We start from the raw sequence: 14,429 nt of genomic DNA on the forward strand, positions 1-14,429 counted from the left end.
GCGGCTTCAACCGTGACGACCGCGGTGGCCGTTCCGGTGGCTTCGGTGACCGTGACAACCGTGGCGGCGGCTTCAACCGTGACCGCGACGACCGCGGCGGCCGTTCCGGCGGCTTCAACCGTGACGACCGCGGTGGCCGTTCCGGTGGCTTCGGTGACCGTGACAACCGTGGCGGCGGCTTCAACCGTGACCGCGACGACCGCGGCGGCCGTTCCGGCGGCTTCGGTGACCGTGACAACCGTGGCGGCGGCTTCAACCGTGACCGCGACGACCGCGGCGGCCGCTCCTTCGGCGACCGTCCGGCCCGTTCCTTCGGCGACCGCCCGGCCTTCGGCCGTGACCGCGACGAGCGCGGCGGCAGCAGCCGTCCGTTCGCGCGCCGCGACGACCACCGCTCCGGCGGCCGTCCGCAGTCCGACCGCGGTGGCTTCAACCGTGACCGCGGCGGCTTCGGTGCCGGCCGTGACCGCGAGGACCGTCGCCCGGGCGGGTTCGACCGCGACGACCGCAAGCCGCGCTGGAAGAACTGACGCCGCACCGGCGGTAGTCGACCGCCGGCCCGGCTGAACGTACGAAGGGCCCGCTCCGTCCCCCGGAGCGGGCCCTTCGTGTTTCCCCGGCTGCCTCGCGTTCCCCCGCGCCGGCCCCCGGGATGTTGTTCTGGGAGTGAGAATAACCTGTGGCGCGCGGGCGCCGCGGTCCCGTAGCGTCGCGGCCATGAGCAGCAGACTGCACGATGTGGCGCGAGCGAACGAGGAGATCGCCGAGCGGGGGAGCTACCGGACGGCCGGGGGCGAACTCGTGCAGGTGGGGGAGGAGTTGGGGGCGGCGCGGGCCGGCACGGTGTCCTACGCGCCGGAGCGGCTGGACGCGCTGCTGGCGGCGGGCGACCGCGGGCCGGGGCCGGCGGCCGGACGGATCGAGGTGACGGCCGAGGGCAGCATCCAGGCCGCCCGCCGACTGGTCGGGGCCGGGGCGGGGCCGGTCGGGGTGCTGAACTTCGCCTCCGCGCGCAACCCCGGCGGCGGCTACCTGCGCGGCGCCCGCGCCCAGGAGGAGGACCTGTGCCGCAGCGCGCTGCTGTACAGCTGCCTGCTGGAGGCGCCGGACTACTACGAGGCGCACCGGGCCTCCACCGACCTCCGGTACAGCCACCGGGTGATCGTCTCGCCGGCGGTGCCGGTGATCCGGGACGGGCGCGGAGAGCTGCTGGCGCAGCCGTACCCCGTCACCTTCCTGACCTCGCCCGCGCCCAACGCCGGGCAGCTGGAACGGCGTTCGGCCGGTGCGGACGTCCGGGGCGTGCTCGCCGAGCGGGCCGTGCGGGTGCTCGCGGCGGCGGCCCGGCACGAGGTGCGCGCGCTGGTGCTCGGGGCCTGGGGCTGCGGGGTGTTCCGCAACGACCCGGCGCAGGTCGCCGAGGCCTTCGAGGGGGCGCTGGCCCGGTACGGGGCGGCCTTCGATCAGGTGGTGTTCGCGGTCTGGGACCGCTCGCCGGTCTCGGCGAACCGGGCCGCCTTCGAAGCCCGGTTCACCGCGGGGTGACCGTCCGGTGGTCGGCTACTTCCGGCGGGCGGCGAGCGCCGTGGCGGCCGTGGAGGCCGCCGCGACCACACCGGTGACGGCGAAGACGGACGGCCAGGCGCCGATCCGCTTCGCCAGTGGGTGCGAGCCGCCGAAGGCCGCCACGTACAGGCCGGTCAGCGCCGCCGCGGTGCCCGCACCCGCGCTGCGGCGCCACTGCGCGGCGGCCCCGGCACCGGCCGCCGCCAGCACCGCGCCGCCCAGTTCGCGCCGGCCGCTCCACCGGGCGACGCCGTAACCGCCGACCAGACCGCTCGCCGCGGTCAGCGCGGCGGGCGCGGCGGCCGTGAACACGTTCGGGACCTTCGCCATCGTCGACTCCACTCGTGGGGGGCTGTGTCGTTTTCCGACCATAACCCGGTGAACGAACGGGGCCGCCGGGGCCTCCCGCCGGAGCGCCGGCAGCGCCGTCCACCGGAGCGCCGCCGGGCCTCCTACCGGAACGCCTCCGCGGGCGTCTGCCCCGGCACCGTGGCGGCCAGCCGGCGGGCGGCCTCCGCCGGGTCGAGCACCCGCTCCAGCCGCAGGTCGCCCGGGACCTCCTGGATGAACCGCCCGGCCGACCAGCTCCGCTCGTACGGCAGCGGCTCCAGCACCAGGGTGCGCACGCCGTCCACCACCGGGATGTCGCTCGGCGTCCCCTCGTTCCACACCCAGGAGCCGTCCGGGGCGACCAGGTTGAAGGCGCCGGTGGCGACCACCCGGCGGCCGTCCAGGAACGCCGTCCGGGCCAGTGCCACCACCTCCCGGTCCTGCGGGGTGCCGGGCAGGTGACCGCCGCCGATCAGCACGTCGGCGAGCAGGGTGTGCAGCTGGAAGGTGTCGCTCAGGCCGCTCATCCGCAGCAGGTAGCCGGTGCCGGTGGGGCGGTCGAGCACCAGCAGCGGCTCGTCGTCCAGCATCAGCGCCAGGTGGACCAGGCCCTTGAAGTCGTGCTGCTCGCCCTGGTAGCGGTCGAACAGCTCCAGGATCACCTCGGTCACGCCCGAGGCGCGGGCCTCGGCCCGGACCTCCGGGTGCGCGTACACCGCCCAGGCCGCCTGCTGCCACAGGTGCAGCGTCCACCAGGCGACCACGGCCAGGTGGGCGTGCCACTCGTCCAGGTGCGCCGGGTCGGCGATCCGCTCGTGCGCCTCGGCCGGATCGTCCTCCTCCGCGCCGGGCAGCGGGCCACCGCCGGTGGAGACCCAGCGCCGCACCAGCAGCTGCGCGCCGGTCAGCGCCCCGCGCAGTCCGGCCAGCACCGGGCCGGAGCAGGCGACCGGGTCGGCGCCGTGCTCCACGCAGGCGCCCACCACCATGGCCAGGTGCGCCCGGGGGAACGGCGGGGCGTCCGGCAGCAGGGCGGCCAGCCGGGGACCGGCAGCTGCCTGCTCCGCCGGGTCGGCCGTGCCGAACAGCCCGCCGACCAGCCCGAGGGCGGGCCCGAACCGCTCGTCGTCCCCGGCCGCGACCACGGCCTCCAGGGCGGCCACGGCTTCGGAGAAGGTGGGCTGTTGACGGTGCGACGGTATCTGCTCGGTGGACATTCGCCGCAGCATAGGGGGCGGAGCCGGTCCGGCGGAAACTCCTCCGCGCCCCGGCCCGCCCGGGCCGTACGCGGGCCCCTGTCGGTGCCCGGTGGCAGACTTCGACCGTGACGGACTCCGAGATCACCGACGGCAACTACCTGGTCCGCAACGTCGGGAGCGGCCTGCTGCTGCAGGTCGCCGACGCCTCCCGGCGCAGCGGTGCCCGGATCGTCCTCGGCGCGGACGACGGCAGTGACGCCCAGCTCTGGCGCCTCGCCGCCGTCCACCCGGGCGGCGCGCTGTTCCACATCGAGAACGCCGGCAGCGGCAAGCGCCTGGACGTCACCGGCGCCTCGACGGACGACGGCGTCCGGATCCAGCAGTGGTCGGCCAACGCCTTCGGTGCCCAGGAGTGGCTGCTGGAGGCCCACGTGGACGCCCCGGGCACCTACACGGTCACCAGTTTCATCAGCGGCAAGCCCCTGACGGCGGGTGACGCCCCGGAGGCCGACGTCCACCAGAGCGAGGACGTCGACGCCCCGGCCCAGTGGTGGCGCTTCGAGCGCCGGGAGGGCTGAAGGCCCGTCAGTCCGCGAGGTTGGCGCGGGCGGCGTCGAGTTCGGCGTCCGTCGTGCCGTGGTGGCGGAGGTAGTCGGGGATCGTGCCGTGGTGGTCGTGGATCCAGGCCAGGGAGGAGACCAGGAGCTCGGCGTCGACCGGGCGGGAGAGGCGCTCGGTGCCGGTCTCGTCGAGGTACGGGGTGGGGCCCTTGTCGAGGCCGAGGCCGATGTTGGAGAGCAGGAAGTCGGCGGTGATCTCGGCCTCGGAGGCGCCCAGCAGGGACTGGAGGACGGCGATGGTGAGCCCGGTGCGGTCCTTGCCGACGGCGCAGTGGACGACGGCGGCCAGCGCGTCCGGAGCGGCGAGGCGGCGGACGACGGCGGCGAGCGAAGGGCCGGCCGTCGAGGCCATGAAGGGGTAGAGGGCGGCCTGGTCCTCGGGCCAGGGCCGGTCGGCGTCCTCGGGGTGCGGGGGAAGGGTCGGCAGACCGAGGGTCTCGTGGTCGAGGCAGTGCCGCTGGTCCGGCCAGGCCTCCAGCTCGTACGCGCTGCGCAGGTCGAAGACCGTCCGCAGGCCGAGGGCCTTGAGCCGCCGGGCGCCCTCCTCGGTGAGGGTGTGGAAGGACCCGGAGCGGTACAGCACGCCCCGGCGGAGGGCGCCGATCCCGCCCGCGTCACGGAAGTTGCGCACACCGGGGATGTCGATGAAGGCGTCGGTCATGGCCACCACGGTACGGGCGGGCGCGGGCGGGAGGAAGGAGGAGTGCGACGTCGGCGGCCCGGCGGGAGGACACCGTCCGAAACCGGCCCCCGCCGGTGGGCGACCGGCTGCTCAGCGCCCGCCCGAGACCTCCAGGAACGCCCCGGTGGTGTACGAGGCCGCCGGGGAGAGCAGGAAGAGGATCGCCTCGGCGACCTCCTCCGGCTGCCCGCCGCGCCCCATCGGCAGGCCGGGCGCGACCCGGTCGACCCGGCCGGGCTCGCCGCCGAGCGCGTGGATGTCGGTGTGGATCAGCCCCGGCCGCACCGCGTTGACCCGGATGCCCTCGGCGGCGACCTCCAGGGCGAGGCCGCGGGTCATCGAGTCCACCGCGCCCTTGGCGGCCGCGTAGTCGACGTACTCGTTCGGCGAGCCGATCCGGGAGGCGGCCGAGCCGACGTTGACGATGGCGCCGCCCCGCCCGCCGTGCCGGGTGGACATCCGGCGGACGGCCTGGGCCGCGCACAGGAACGGGCCGGTGATGTTGGCGGCCCAGATCCGGGTCAGCCGGTCCTCGTCGATCTCCTCCAGCCGACACTGCTTCTCCAGCGTGCCGGCGTTGTTCACCAGCCCGGTGAGCGGGCCGAGCTCGTCGTCCACGGTGGTGAACAGCCGCTCCACCTCGGCGGTGCGGGTGACGTCGGCGCGGACCGCGAGGGCGGTGCCGCCGCCGGCCCGGATGGCGTCCACCACGGCGGTCGCCGAGGCCTCGTCCGTACGGTAGTTGACGCAGACCCGGTAGCCGCGGCGGGCGGCCAGCAGGGCGGTGGCGGCTCCGATGCCGCGGCCGGCGCCGGTGACGATCAGGACCTCGTCGGTGGGAGTGGTCGACATGGACCGAACGCTACCCGGCGGCCGGGCGGCCCGGACCGGAATTCGCTCGCCCGGCGCGGCCCGCTCGGCGAGGATGCCCGGACGAGGATGTGGTGCCCGCCCGTCCGTCCGAGAGGAGTCCGCCGATGTCCACCACGACCGCCGTTCCCGGCGTCGCCTCTGTTCCCGGTGTCGCCTCTGTTCCCGGCACGGTGCTGCTCTCGGGCATCGTCGGCTCCACCGCGTACGGCTTCGCCCACGCCGGCTCCGACCTCGACCGGCTGGGCCTGTTCGCCACCCCCACCGAGGAGTTGCACGGCCTGCACCGCCCGGCCGAGTCCCACGTCACCACCGCGCCCGACGTCACCCTGCACGAGGCCGCCAAGTGGTGCCGACTGGCGCTGGGTTGCAACCCGACCGCCTCCGAACTGGTCTGGCTGCCGGACGAGCTGTACGAGGTCCGCACCCCGCTCGGCGACGAACTGGTCGGCCTGCGCGCGGCCTTCCTCAGCGCTCCGGCCGTGCGGAAGGCCTACCTCGGCTACGCCGACCAGCAGTTCCGCAAGCTGTTGACCCGCGACACCGCCGACCCGGCCGCCCGCCGCCGGGCCGCCAAGCACGCCCGGCACCTGGTCCGGCTGGTCGAGCAGGCCGTCCGCCTGCACGAGACCGGCCGCAACCTGATCCGGCTGCCCGACCCCGAACGCATCCGCGAACTCGGCGAACGCATCGCCGACCGCCCCGCCCTCGCGGAGGGTCTGCTCGCCGACGCCGCCGACCGGCTGGCCGGCCGCGGTGTCCTGCCCACCGCCCCCGACCAGCGCCCCGTCGAGGCCTGGCTCCGCCGGGTCCGCGCCGTTCACTACACCCCGCCTCAAGTCCCGCTCCACGAGCCCGGCACGCCCGCGCAATCCACTGGCGGAGCCCTGGGCCCCACCGGGTAGGATCGCCGTGGTCCTTCCGCCCGGGCATCCGGGCGAGCTGGGGCCGCGGGCCACTAGCTCAATTGGCAGAGCTGCGGACTTTTAATCCGTAGGTTCAGGGTTCGAGCCCCTGGTGGCCCACGTGGTCGAGGCGAGTCCGGGCGTCCTCCCTTCGGGGAGGGCGCCCTTCGTCGTGATCGGCACGGTATCGGCGCGGTGCAGGGCGGGGCGCCGCGGGCGACGTGTCATCCGGCGGGGCCGCGGCGGGAGTTCCGTCGTTCGGCGACCCGGCGGAGGCGGTGCTCGGCGGCTCCGGCGGCCGGGTCCCGAAGGGCCGGGCCGGATCATCGGCGAGGTCGTCGCGGAAAGGAGTCCACAGGACAGTTCGTGTCCATGCGGACCATGAATTCTCGGACATCCGGACGAACAGCCCCCAAGGTGCGGCAATTTCACCCGGGCTGTCCGGCTCCCTGAATCCCTTGCGCCAGGTGAGGTCCGGATCGGGGGAAATTGCTCCACAGATGGTCGTTTGTCCCGCAAGAGGGGTGAACGGGGGGCAATGTCGTAGCGAAATGGACGCGATGTAACCTGCGTCACACCGAAGGGTCGTTGACCGGGGACGGTCAATGAATCAATACTCTCGACAAGCAGCTGCCGTATCACCCGTCCGCACAAAATTTCACCGAATCATCCGGGGTTGAGAGGTTTCGCGGACGCGAAGGCTCAACGGGTGGGGTCGAGCCGGCGGAGGAGTCCGACCCGCTTTCGGTCCTGGAATTCGCCGGGTTCCGCGCGGTGCCCGGGGGCCGCGATCGGCATGGTGTGTCGATGTTGTGTGCACTGGGTTTGTCTTTCGTCATGACCAGGGTCGCGGCCCACTTTCTCGGTTTCCCTGACGGCCGTCACCGACCTGCGCGAGCACGACCGTGCAGGCGCGCGGGCGGATTCGATCTCCGGTGGAAAGAGGCAGGAAAAGTGATTCTCGACAACGCTCTCGTCCGGTACTACGAAGAGATCCGTTCAGTCCTGCGGGACCTCCTGGGCGGCCCGGAGAAGGCCGACGCCGAAGGTTTCACGCCGGGCGTCGAACTGCCCGAACTCACCGAGGCCATGCGCGAGTACCTCGCGGTCTCCGGCCTCGGCCACGAGGCCATGCCGTCGTACCGGGGCCGGAACCTCGCGCTGCTCGACCTCACGCGCAACCCGGCCACCATGACGACCAAGACCTTCGCCTCGCTGGTCATCGTGGCCAGGGCGGTCCGCTTCGTCCAGGACACCGGCCGGCGGGTCACCATCGTCACGCCCTCCTCCGCCAACAAGGCCATCGCCATGCGCGACGCGGTGCTCCGGGCCGTCCGGACCGGTCTGGTGGACGCCGACCGGCTCAACGTCATCACGGTGGTCCCCGAGGGGGCGGTGGCCAAGCTGCGCAGCTCCGAGCTGTTCACCGACCCCGGGCTGCGGGCGCGCAACCCGATCGCGGTGTACGGGGGCGAGGATCCCGGCACCGTGAAGGCCATCGCCCTCGGGCTGGTCGACGAACACCGGAGCGCTCTGGAGAAGGAGTGCGAGACCAACCTCTGGTACACCCTCCAGCTGGAGAACTACCTGGCGGCGGACGTGGTCAGGGCGCTGGCCGAGGCCGACCTGTTCCCCTCGGCGCCCGGCGAGGCCCGGCTGCACGTGCACTCGGTCTCCAGCGCCTACGGGCTGCTCGGCCACGCCCACGGCCGCAGCCGGCTCCCCGCGGACGTCCGCTCCCGGACCCTGCCGCCGCACTACTTCCTGGTGCAGCACCTGGGCGCTCCCGACATGGTGCTCAGCCTGTACAACGAGGGCTCCACCGACACCGGGAACCTCCCGGCGTACTCCTACGACGCGGGGACGGGACTGTTCACGCAGAGCGCCGACCCGCGGTACCCCGCGCAGACCTTCGATCCGCGGGAGACCCTCGACCCGACCTTCTACACCCGCAACCCGCCCACCTCGCCCCGGATGAACGAACTCATCCGCACCCAGGGCGGCGGCGGCATCGTCGTCTCGCTCGCGGAGTGCCTCGGCCGCTACGGGCAGGTGCGCTCGCTGCTCGGGGAGGCCGGCGTGCGGCTGCCCGCGAACCCCACCGCGCTGCGCGAGTGGTCCCTGGTGATGGCGATGACGGGCCTGCTCAACGCCGTCGACCGGGGGCTGGTGCCCGAGACCGACATCCTCGTGCACGGCTCCGGCAGCTACTCGGCGACGGACTACGGCCACCTCACCGTCCGGGACCTGCACCCGGTGAGCACCGCCGAGGACCTGCGGCGCGTGGTGCTGGACGCCACGCCCTCCGCCTGACCGCTCGCGCGGGGCCCCGCTCCGCGACCACACCGCTCCGCGACCGCCCCGCTCGCCACCGCCGCCCCGCTCGCCACCGACGACCCGCCGAGGTGATAGCCCCGTGGTCCCTGCCGTCCCGCCCCCGCGCGCCACGCCGCACCAGCGGCTGCGCATGCACACCGGTTACCACTGGCGCAACAGCGGCAACCGGGTCCTGACCACCGCACGGACCGCCTGGGACACCCGGGACGGGGCCGGCTTCCCGGCCGTCCGCTCGGAGGCCGGGGGACTGTCGGTGAGCTACGCGGGCCTCGCCGAAGGCCTCGCGTACACCCTGGAGTTCACCGAGCTCCGACGCGACGCCGACGTCCACGGCGTCCGGCGCCGGACCGGCCGGCTCACCGGAGCCGCCCTCCGGGACCCCGCCCGGCTGCCCGACGCGGACATCGTCATCGTCGGTACGAGCGCCGAGCGGGCCCGCGCGCTGCCGCGCGAGGCCTCCCTCATCGTGCCGATGCGGGTGCACTTCGTGATCGACTTCGACGCGGACCCCGACACCGTCCGGCAGCGCATCTCCAAGCGCGAGCGCCAGCAGTTCAAGCACGACCTGCGCGACCACGCCTGGACCTGGGGGCTCAGCCGGGACCCGGCGTGGTTCGACCACTTCTACGACCGGCTCTACCGCCCCACCATGTTCCAGCGCCACGGGGACCGGGAGCGCACCGAGACCAAGGACGTCTCCTACGAGTGCCTCTTCCGCGGCGGCCGGATGTTCGTCCTGCGGCAGGACGGCGAACCGATCGGCGGAGCGCTCTGCCACTGGGACCGGGCATCGGGGACGATGACCCTGCGCCTGCTGGGCGTGGTCGACGGCGCGCGGGAGCACTACGACAGCGGCGCCTTCAAGGCGATCTACCACTTCCTCATCGACTGGTGCGCCCGCCACGGCGTGCGCCGCCTCGACTTCCAGGGCACCGAACCCTTCGTCAGCAAGGGCACCTACCAGTGGAAGCGGCGGTTCGGCACCAGTGTGCTGCCGCCGCCCAACCACTTCGGCGCCAAGCGGCTCTGGCTGCAGGTCCGCGCCGACACGCCGGAGGTGCGGGACTACCTGGTCGCCAATCCGGTCCTGGCCGAGAGGGCGGACGGGACCCTGGAGGCGGTCTACTTCCGCGACGCGCGGCGCGCCCCCCGGCTCGACTACTCCGCCAAGTCCCCGGGAGTGGCGGGGGTGCGCGAGGTGGACCTCGACGAATTCCTCGCCGGCGCGGCGCGCGGGCCCGCCGGAAGGGCCCGCAGATGACCGCCCCGTGGTACGGCACCGCACCGCCGCCGCTCGACAACCGGCTCGAACTGCCCGCCGTCCAGCGGGAACTGGCCCGGGTGGAGGACGGCGAGTACGCCCGGGTGGTGCCGGTCGCGTCGTCCCTGCGGCCCGTCATGCTGCCGCGTTCCTCCTACGACGAGCTGTTCACCGCCACCGCGGACCTGCTGGCGCTGCTGCGCCGCACGCTGCTGGAGCGCGCTCCGACGGCGGCCGGCCGGATCGCCGCGCTCGGTGCCGACGAGCGGATGTACCCCCTCGTCATGGACGGCCCGGCCGAGGAGGACTACGCCACCTGCATCGCCCGGCCCGACGTCATGGTGGGCGCCTCCGGCCCCAAATTCCTGGAGTTCAACATCGGCTCCGGCATCGGCGGGGTGGTGGACACGGCACTGCACACCGCCGCGTGGGTGGCGGCGTTCGGCGGCCCGGAGCGGATGCCCTTCGACGCGGTCGATCCGCTCGCGGTGCGCGACGAGCTCTTCGTGCACGCCGTCCGGGCCCTGGGCGTCGAGCCCGCGGTCGCGATCGTCGGCACGCTCCGGGACTTCGGCGGTCCCCCCAGCCGCTACTTCGAGATCCAGGAGGAGTCGCTGCGCCGCCGCGGCCTGGCGGCCGAGACGTTCGAGCCGGAGGACCTGCTCGACGGACTCGGGCTGCCGGGAGAACCTCGCTACCGGCTCGGACTGCGCCACTTCACGATCCTCGAATGGCTCGGCCACGGCATCGACCTCGGGCCGGTGCGGACGGCCCTGGACGCCGGCGTGCGGTTGATCGCGAGCCAGACCGCGTACCTGATCGCCAACAAGAAGGTGCTCGGCTGGGTGTCCGAGGGGCGGCCGTGGATGACGGACCGGGACCGGCGGACCGTCGAGCGCTACCTGCCGTGGACCCGCGTGGTCGGGGACCGGCCCGTCGAGCGGCACGGCCGGACCGTGCCGCTCCCGGAACTGCTCCTGGAGCGCCAGGAGGAGTTCGTGCTGAAGCCCGCCGTCGGGATGAGCGGGCAGCGCGTCCTGGTGGGCCGTTCGTGCCCGCCGCGGGCCTGGCGGGCGGCGGTGACCGCGGCCGCCGCGGCGCGGGACCACATCGTCCAGGAGTGGGTGGAACCCGTGCCGTACCGGATGGAGTTCGCCGGTCCGGACGGATCCGGCAGCCACCAGGCCGAGGTGGTGCCGGTCTTCAGCCCCTTCCTGTTCGACGGGCGGGCCGCCGGCTGCATGGTGCGCTACCTCCCGCCCGACCGGGACGGCGTGGTCAGCATCCACGGCCACGGAGCCCTGTCGAACGTGGCGTTCGCGCTCCGCTGACCCCCGCGACTCTCCCCAGGAGGACGACATGACGACCTACTCGCGTGCCGACTACGGCCCGGTGTCCGTGTCCTACACGGCCGAACTCGACGGCGGCGGCAACACCTTCGGCCGGGCGTACGAGCCGTTCGTCCGGTCCCGGTTCGGCCGGGTCGGATCGGTCTTCGAGTGGTGCGCCGGCCCCGGGTTCATCGGTTTCTCCCTGCTGGCGGCCGGCCTGTGCGATTCGGTCGACCTGGGCGACGTGAACCCCGCCGCCGGGGACGCGGTCGAGCGGACCATCGCCGAGAACGGTCTGCGCGGCCGCGCCCGCTTCCACCTCTCCGACGGCTTCGACGACGTGCCGGCGGACCTCCGCTGGGACCTGATGGTCGGCAACCCGCCGCACGTCAACCAGGACGCGGCCGCCTCGGACTACCAGCGTTCCCACTCGCCGCTGATCTGGAAGGACACCGACTGGGCCATCCACGGTGCCTTCTACGACGCGGCGGCCGAGCGGCTGCGGCCCGGCGGCTCGGTCCTCATCCAGGAGAACCACCGGTTCTCCGCCCCGGAGGACTTCACGGAGATGGTCGGGAAGGCCGGCCTGGAGGTCGTCGGCGCCTTCGGATGCGGCGAGGGCCGCGAGGACTACTACTTCCTCTGGTCCCGGCTGCCCGAGTCCCGGACGTCCTGAGGCCCCCGCTCCGGGCATCCGTTCCACGCCGACCACCGGACACCACAGCGCGAGGAGAGCGCATCATGCCGCGTCCCATGATGAATCCCGTGATCACCTGGATCTACCAGTCCGAGGACCTCGACCCCGCGGGGGTCGAGGCGTTCGAACGGGGCATCACCCGGCGCTACTCGGCGCTCTCCCGGCCCCGCGGCCTCGACTTCCGGGTGATCAGCGCCACCGAACTGGTGCCGTCCTGCGTGGGTGGCAGGCCGGTCCTGCGCCACGGCGACGAGGACCTGCTGGAGCGGCGGCAGTGCTTCATCGTCGAGGACATGGCCACCGACCCGCAGGGCCTCCAGGCGCTGCGGGCCGTCTACCGCACCATCGAGGCGAGCGACTCCGTCCTGCTCAACCGCTCGTACACCGGCCCCGACTACCTGGAGCGCGACAAGCTCGCGCAGCTCCAGCACGCCGCCGGCCTGGGCATCCGGACCGCGGACACCGTCGCCGTGCCGCCCGGCAGGTACGCCCGGCGGGTGCTCGGGGAGGTGCGGCGCGGGCTCGGCGACGGCCCCTACATCGTCAAGCCCCGTGAACTGACCGGCGGTTACGGCGTGCTGCGGGTCGACTCCGAGCAGCAGCTCGGCGCGGTGATCGACCTCGTCGCCCAGGCCGTCGGCGGGTACCTGGTGCAGCCGCTGATCCCGCACTCCGGCGACATGCGCGTCTTCATGGCCGACGGCGAGGTCGTCTCCTCGCTGACCCGCCGCCCCCGCCCCGGCGGCTACCTGGCGAGCGTCAGCCAGGGCGGGTCCGTGGAGGTGAACCGGGACCACGACCAGGTCGCGGACCAGTGCGCCCGCATCGCCCGCGACCTGCGGGCCGAGTGGATCTGCGTGGACTGGCTGATGACGGACTCCGGTCCGGTCCTCAACGAGTGGAGCACCGCTCACGGCGGCTTCACGGTGATGCCCGAGCCGGAACTCGGCAGGGTCGCCGACGCCTTCTTCGGCTGGATAGGCCGACGCTTCGAGGGGAAGCCGCCCGGCCGCTGAGCCCGGGACGGTCCGGTCCGCGGGCCCGTGCCGCAGCCGCCCGACAGAGCGGGCGCGGTACGGGCCCTGCCCGTCGTTCGGACCGGCTCTCAGGCCCGGGTGGCCGGGCCGAACGCCCGGCGCAGCCGGACCGTCCAGACGATCGCGGCCGCGAGCGCGATCGAGGCCACCGCCGTGGCCATCCCGGCCTGGATGCCGACGGAGACGGTGATGCTGCTGGCCACCAGTGCGCCGAGCGGGACGCCCAGGCCCGAGGACAGCATCCGGCGGGTGGTGTTGACGCGGCCCTGGAGCTCGGGCGGCGTCACCTCCTGGGAGTAGGTCATCGTGTTCACCAGGACGACGAGGTACGCCGTTCCCCACACGGCCAGGGCCACCAGCGCGACCAGCCAGTTGGAGGTGAGGACGACGACGAGGCCGAGCAGCGCCCCGACCGGCAGCACGCCGAGGAGCAGCGGGAAGGCCTCGAAGCGCCGCCGCAGCCGGGGCAGCAGCAGGGAGCCGCCGATGCCGCCGGCGCTCCAGGCCATGTAGAGCAGGCCGATCCGTCCGTCGGAGCCGTGGATGCCCAGCGCGCGGTCGGCGAAGACGACCAGCTGGCCGACGATGGCGCCGCCGGAGAACGACTGGAGGGTGCCGACCACGGTCATGATCCGCAGCGTGGGGTGGCCCGCCAGGAACCGCAGCCCCTGGCCTATGGATTCCTTGAAGCCCGGTCGCTCGGTGCCCGGGGTGGCGGTCCGCGGCGCGACGTTGACGACCGCCCTGATGAACAGCGCCGACACGGCGAAGCTCAGGGCGTCGAGGGCGAGCGTGCCGGCCGGGCGGAACAGCGCGATGAGGCCGCCCGCCACGGCGTTGCCGACGATCCGGACGACGGTCTCCGCCCCGTAGAGGGCGCTGTTGGCCTGGGTCAGGCCCTCCTTCCCGACGATGTCGGGGACGAAGCCGTAGACGCCCGCGTCGAAGAACAGGGCGAGGCCGGCGGACAGGAACGCCACCAGCATGACGTGCCATGCCGTCAGCGCCCCCAGGGCCCAGGCCAGGGGCACGGTGGCGAGGCAGAGGGCGTTGAGCCAGTCGGTGGCGATCATCAGGGTGCGGCGGTCCACGCGGTCCGCGACGGCGCCCGCGATCAGGCCGAAGGCCAGGTAGGGCAGCGTTCCGGCGGCCGCGACCAGGGAGACCAGCAGCGGCGACCCGCTCTCCTGGAAGACCAGGACGGGGAGCGCCACGGTGGTGATGGCGGACCCGAGGCCGGAAACGGCGCGGGAGAGCCAGAAGTTGCGGAACCCCTCGATGCGGCGGAGGGGGATCGCCTGCGCGGTTGACATCTCGTGATCGGTTTCCGTTCCTTCGGTGGCGGTGGCGGTGGCGGTGGCGGTGGCGGTGGCGGTGGCGGTGAGTGGTGCTGGTGGCGGCGTGGTGCGGCCCGGGCGGCGGGTGATCTCCTCGCGCCGGACCGGGATCTGACGATTCGACAGGTCGCGCCGGGCGTCGTCGGTCCGGTGTGCCGCGGTGCCGCCTCGGTGGGGCGGGCGGCCGAGAAAAACGGTCGACACCCGGAGCCGGGCCGGTGGCCGGGTGGGTGTCGACCTGAGCCGAGGGAGATCGG

Annotated in this window: 12 protein-coding genes, 1 tRNA gene and 2 pseudogenes; 10 read left to right on the top strand and 5 right to left on the bottom strand. The window is 73.7% G+C overall.

Annotation, left to right across the window (positions count from 1 at the left end; genetic code table 11):
* Window positions 1-530 (top strand): annotated as a pseudogene (locus tag ACIQOV_RS03505) (RNA helicase); the annotation flags it as partial.
* A gap of 187 nt (window positions 531-717) precedes the next feature.
* Window positions 718-1,545, top strand: coding sequence for a TIGR02452 family protein (locus ACIQOV_RS03510; protein WP_401044373.1), 828 nt, complete (start codon window positions 718-720; stop codon window positions 1,543-1,545).
* A 15-nt stretch (window positions 1,546-1,560) separates the two neighbouring features.
* Here ACIQOV_RS03510 and ACIQOV_RS03515 read toward each other — a convergent pair whose 3' ends face one another.
* Both ACIQOV_RS03515 and ACIQOV_RS03520 read right to left on the bottom strand, forming a co-directional pair.
* Complete coding sequence (locus ACIQOV_RS03515) at window positions 1,561-1,896, bottom strand: hypothetical protein (RefSeq protein ID WP_401044375.1); 336 nt, start codon at window positions 1,894-1,896, stop codon at window positions 1,561-1,563.
* Between the two features lie 122 nt (window positions 1,897-2,018).
* Complete coding sequence (locus ACIQOV_RS03520; RefSeq protein ID WP_401044378.1) at window positions 2,019-3,113, bottom strand: hypothetical protein; 1,095 nt, start codon at window positions 3,111-3,113, stop codon at window positions 2,019-2,021.
* 101 nt (window positions 3,114-3,214) lie between these two features.
* On the opposite strand from ACIQOV_RS03520, the pseudogene ACIQOV_RS03525 reads away from it, so the two are divergent.
* Window positions 3,215-3,673, top strand: a pseudogene (locus ACIQOV_RS03525) (RICIN domain-containing protein); the annotation flags it as partial.
* A gap of 7 nt (window positions 3,674-3,680) precedes the next feature.
* Here the strand turns inward: ACIQOV_RS03525 and ACIQOV_RS03530 are convergent.
* Together ACIQOV_RS03530 and ACIQOV_RS03535 are read right to left on the bottom strand one after the other, a co-directional pair.
* On the bottom strand, window positions 3,681-4,376 hold the full coding sequence (locus ACIQOV_RS03530; RefSeq protein ID WP_380547001.1) for a tyrosine-protein phosphatase: 696 nt from the start codon (window positions 4,374-4,376) through the stop codon (window positions 3,681-3,683).
* A gap of 111 nt (window positions 4,377-4,487) precedes the next feature.
* Window positions 4,488-5,249: an SDR family oxidoreductase gene (locus ACIQOV_RS03535; RefSeq protein WP_380547003.1), complete on the bottom strand. Its 762-nt coding sequence runs from the start codon at window positions 5,247-5,249 to the stop codon at window positions 4,488-4,490.
* A 125-nt stretch (window positions 5,250-5,374) separates the two neighbouring features.
* Between ACIQOV_RS03535 and ACIQOV_RS03540 the strand changes: the two genes are divergently transcribed.
* The 7 genes from ACIQOV_RS03540 (at window position 5,375) to ACIQOV_RS03570 (ending at window position 12,814) form a co-directional block, all read left to right on the top strand.
* Window positions 5,375-6,172: a DNA polymerase beta superfamily protein gene (locus tag ACIQOV_RS03540; protein WP_380547004.1), complete on the top strand. Its 798-nt coding sequence runs from the start codon at window positions 5,375-5,377 to the stop codon at window positions 6,170-6,172.
* Between the two features lie 47 nt (window positions 6,173-6,219).
* A tRNA-Lys gene (locus ACIQOV_RS03545) sits at window positions 6,220-6,292 on the top strand.
* 834 nt (window positions 6,293-7,126) lie between these two features.
* Window positions 7,127-8,485, top strand: a complete 1,359-nt coding sequence (locus tag ACIQOV_RS03550) for a DUF6002 family protein (protein ID WP_401044383.1) — start codon at window positions 7,127-7,129, stop codon at window positions 8,483-8,485.
* A gap of 103 nt (window positions 8,486-8,588) precedes the next feature.
* On the top strand, window positions 8,589-9,770 hold the full coding sequence (locus tag ACIQOV_RS03555) for a hypothetical protein (protein ID WP_401044386.1): 1,182 nt from the start codon (window positions 8,589-8,591) through the stop codon (window positions 9,768-9,770).
* Window positions 9,767-11,101, top strand: a complete 1,335-nt coding sequence (locus ACIQOV_RS03560; protein WP_401044389.1) for a hypothetical protein — start codon at window positions 9,767-9,769, stop codon at window positions 11,099-11,101. Before ACIQOV_RS03555 ends, ACIQOV_RS03560 begins: the two co-directional genes overlap by 4 nt.
* A 28-nt stretch (window positions 11,102-11,129) precedes the next feature.
* On the top strand, window positions 11,130-11,777 hold the full coding sequence (locus ACIQOV_RS03565; RefSeq protein WP_380547010.1) for a methyltransferase: 648 nt from the start codon (window positions 11,130-11,132) through the stop codon (window positions 11,775-11,777).
* Between the two features lie 65 nt (window positions 11,778-11,842).
* Window positions 11,843-12,814, top strand: a complete 972-nt coding sequence (locus ACIQOV_RS03570) for a RimK family alpha-L-glutamate ligase (RefSeq protein ID WP_401044392.1) — start codon at window positions 11,843-11,845, stop codon at window positions 12,812-12,814.
* Between the two features lie 89 nt (window positions 12,815-12,903).
* On the opposite strand, the gene ACIQOV_RS03575 is transcribed toward ACIQOV_RS03570, so the two are convergent.
* The coding region (locus tag ACIQOV_RS03575) for an MFS transporter (RefSeq protein ID WP_401044395.1) at window positions 12,904-14,429 on the bottom strand (1,526 nt) is incomplete at its 5' end.

It is taken from the genome of Kitasatospora sp. NPDC091257, from assembly GCF_044757675.1.
Classification (GTDB): domain Bacteria; phylum Actinomycetota; class Actinomycetes; order Streptomycetales; family Streptomycetaceae; genus Kitasatospora; species Kitasatospora lactacystinica.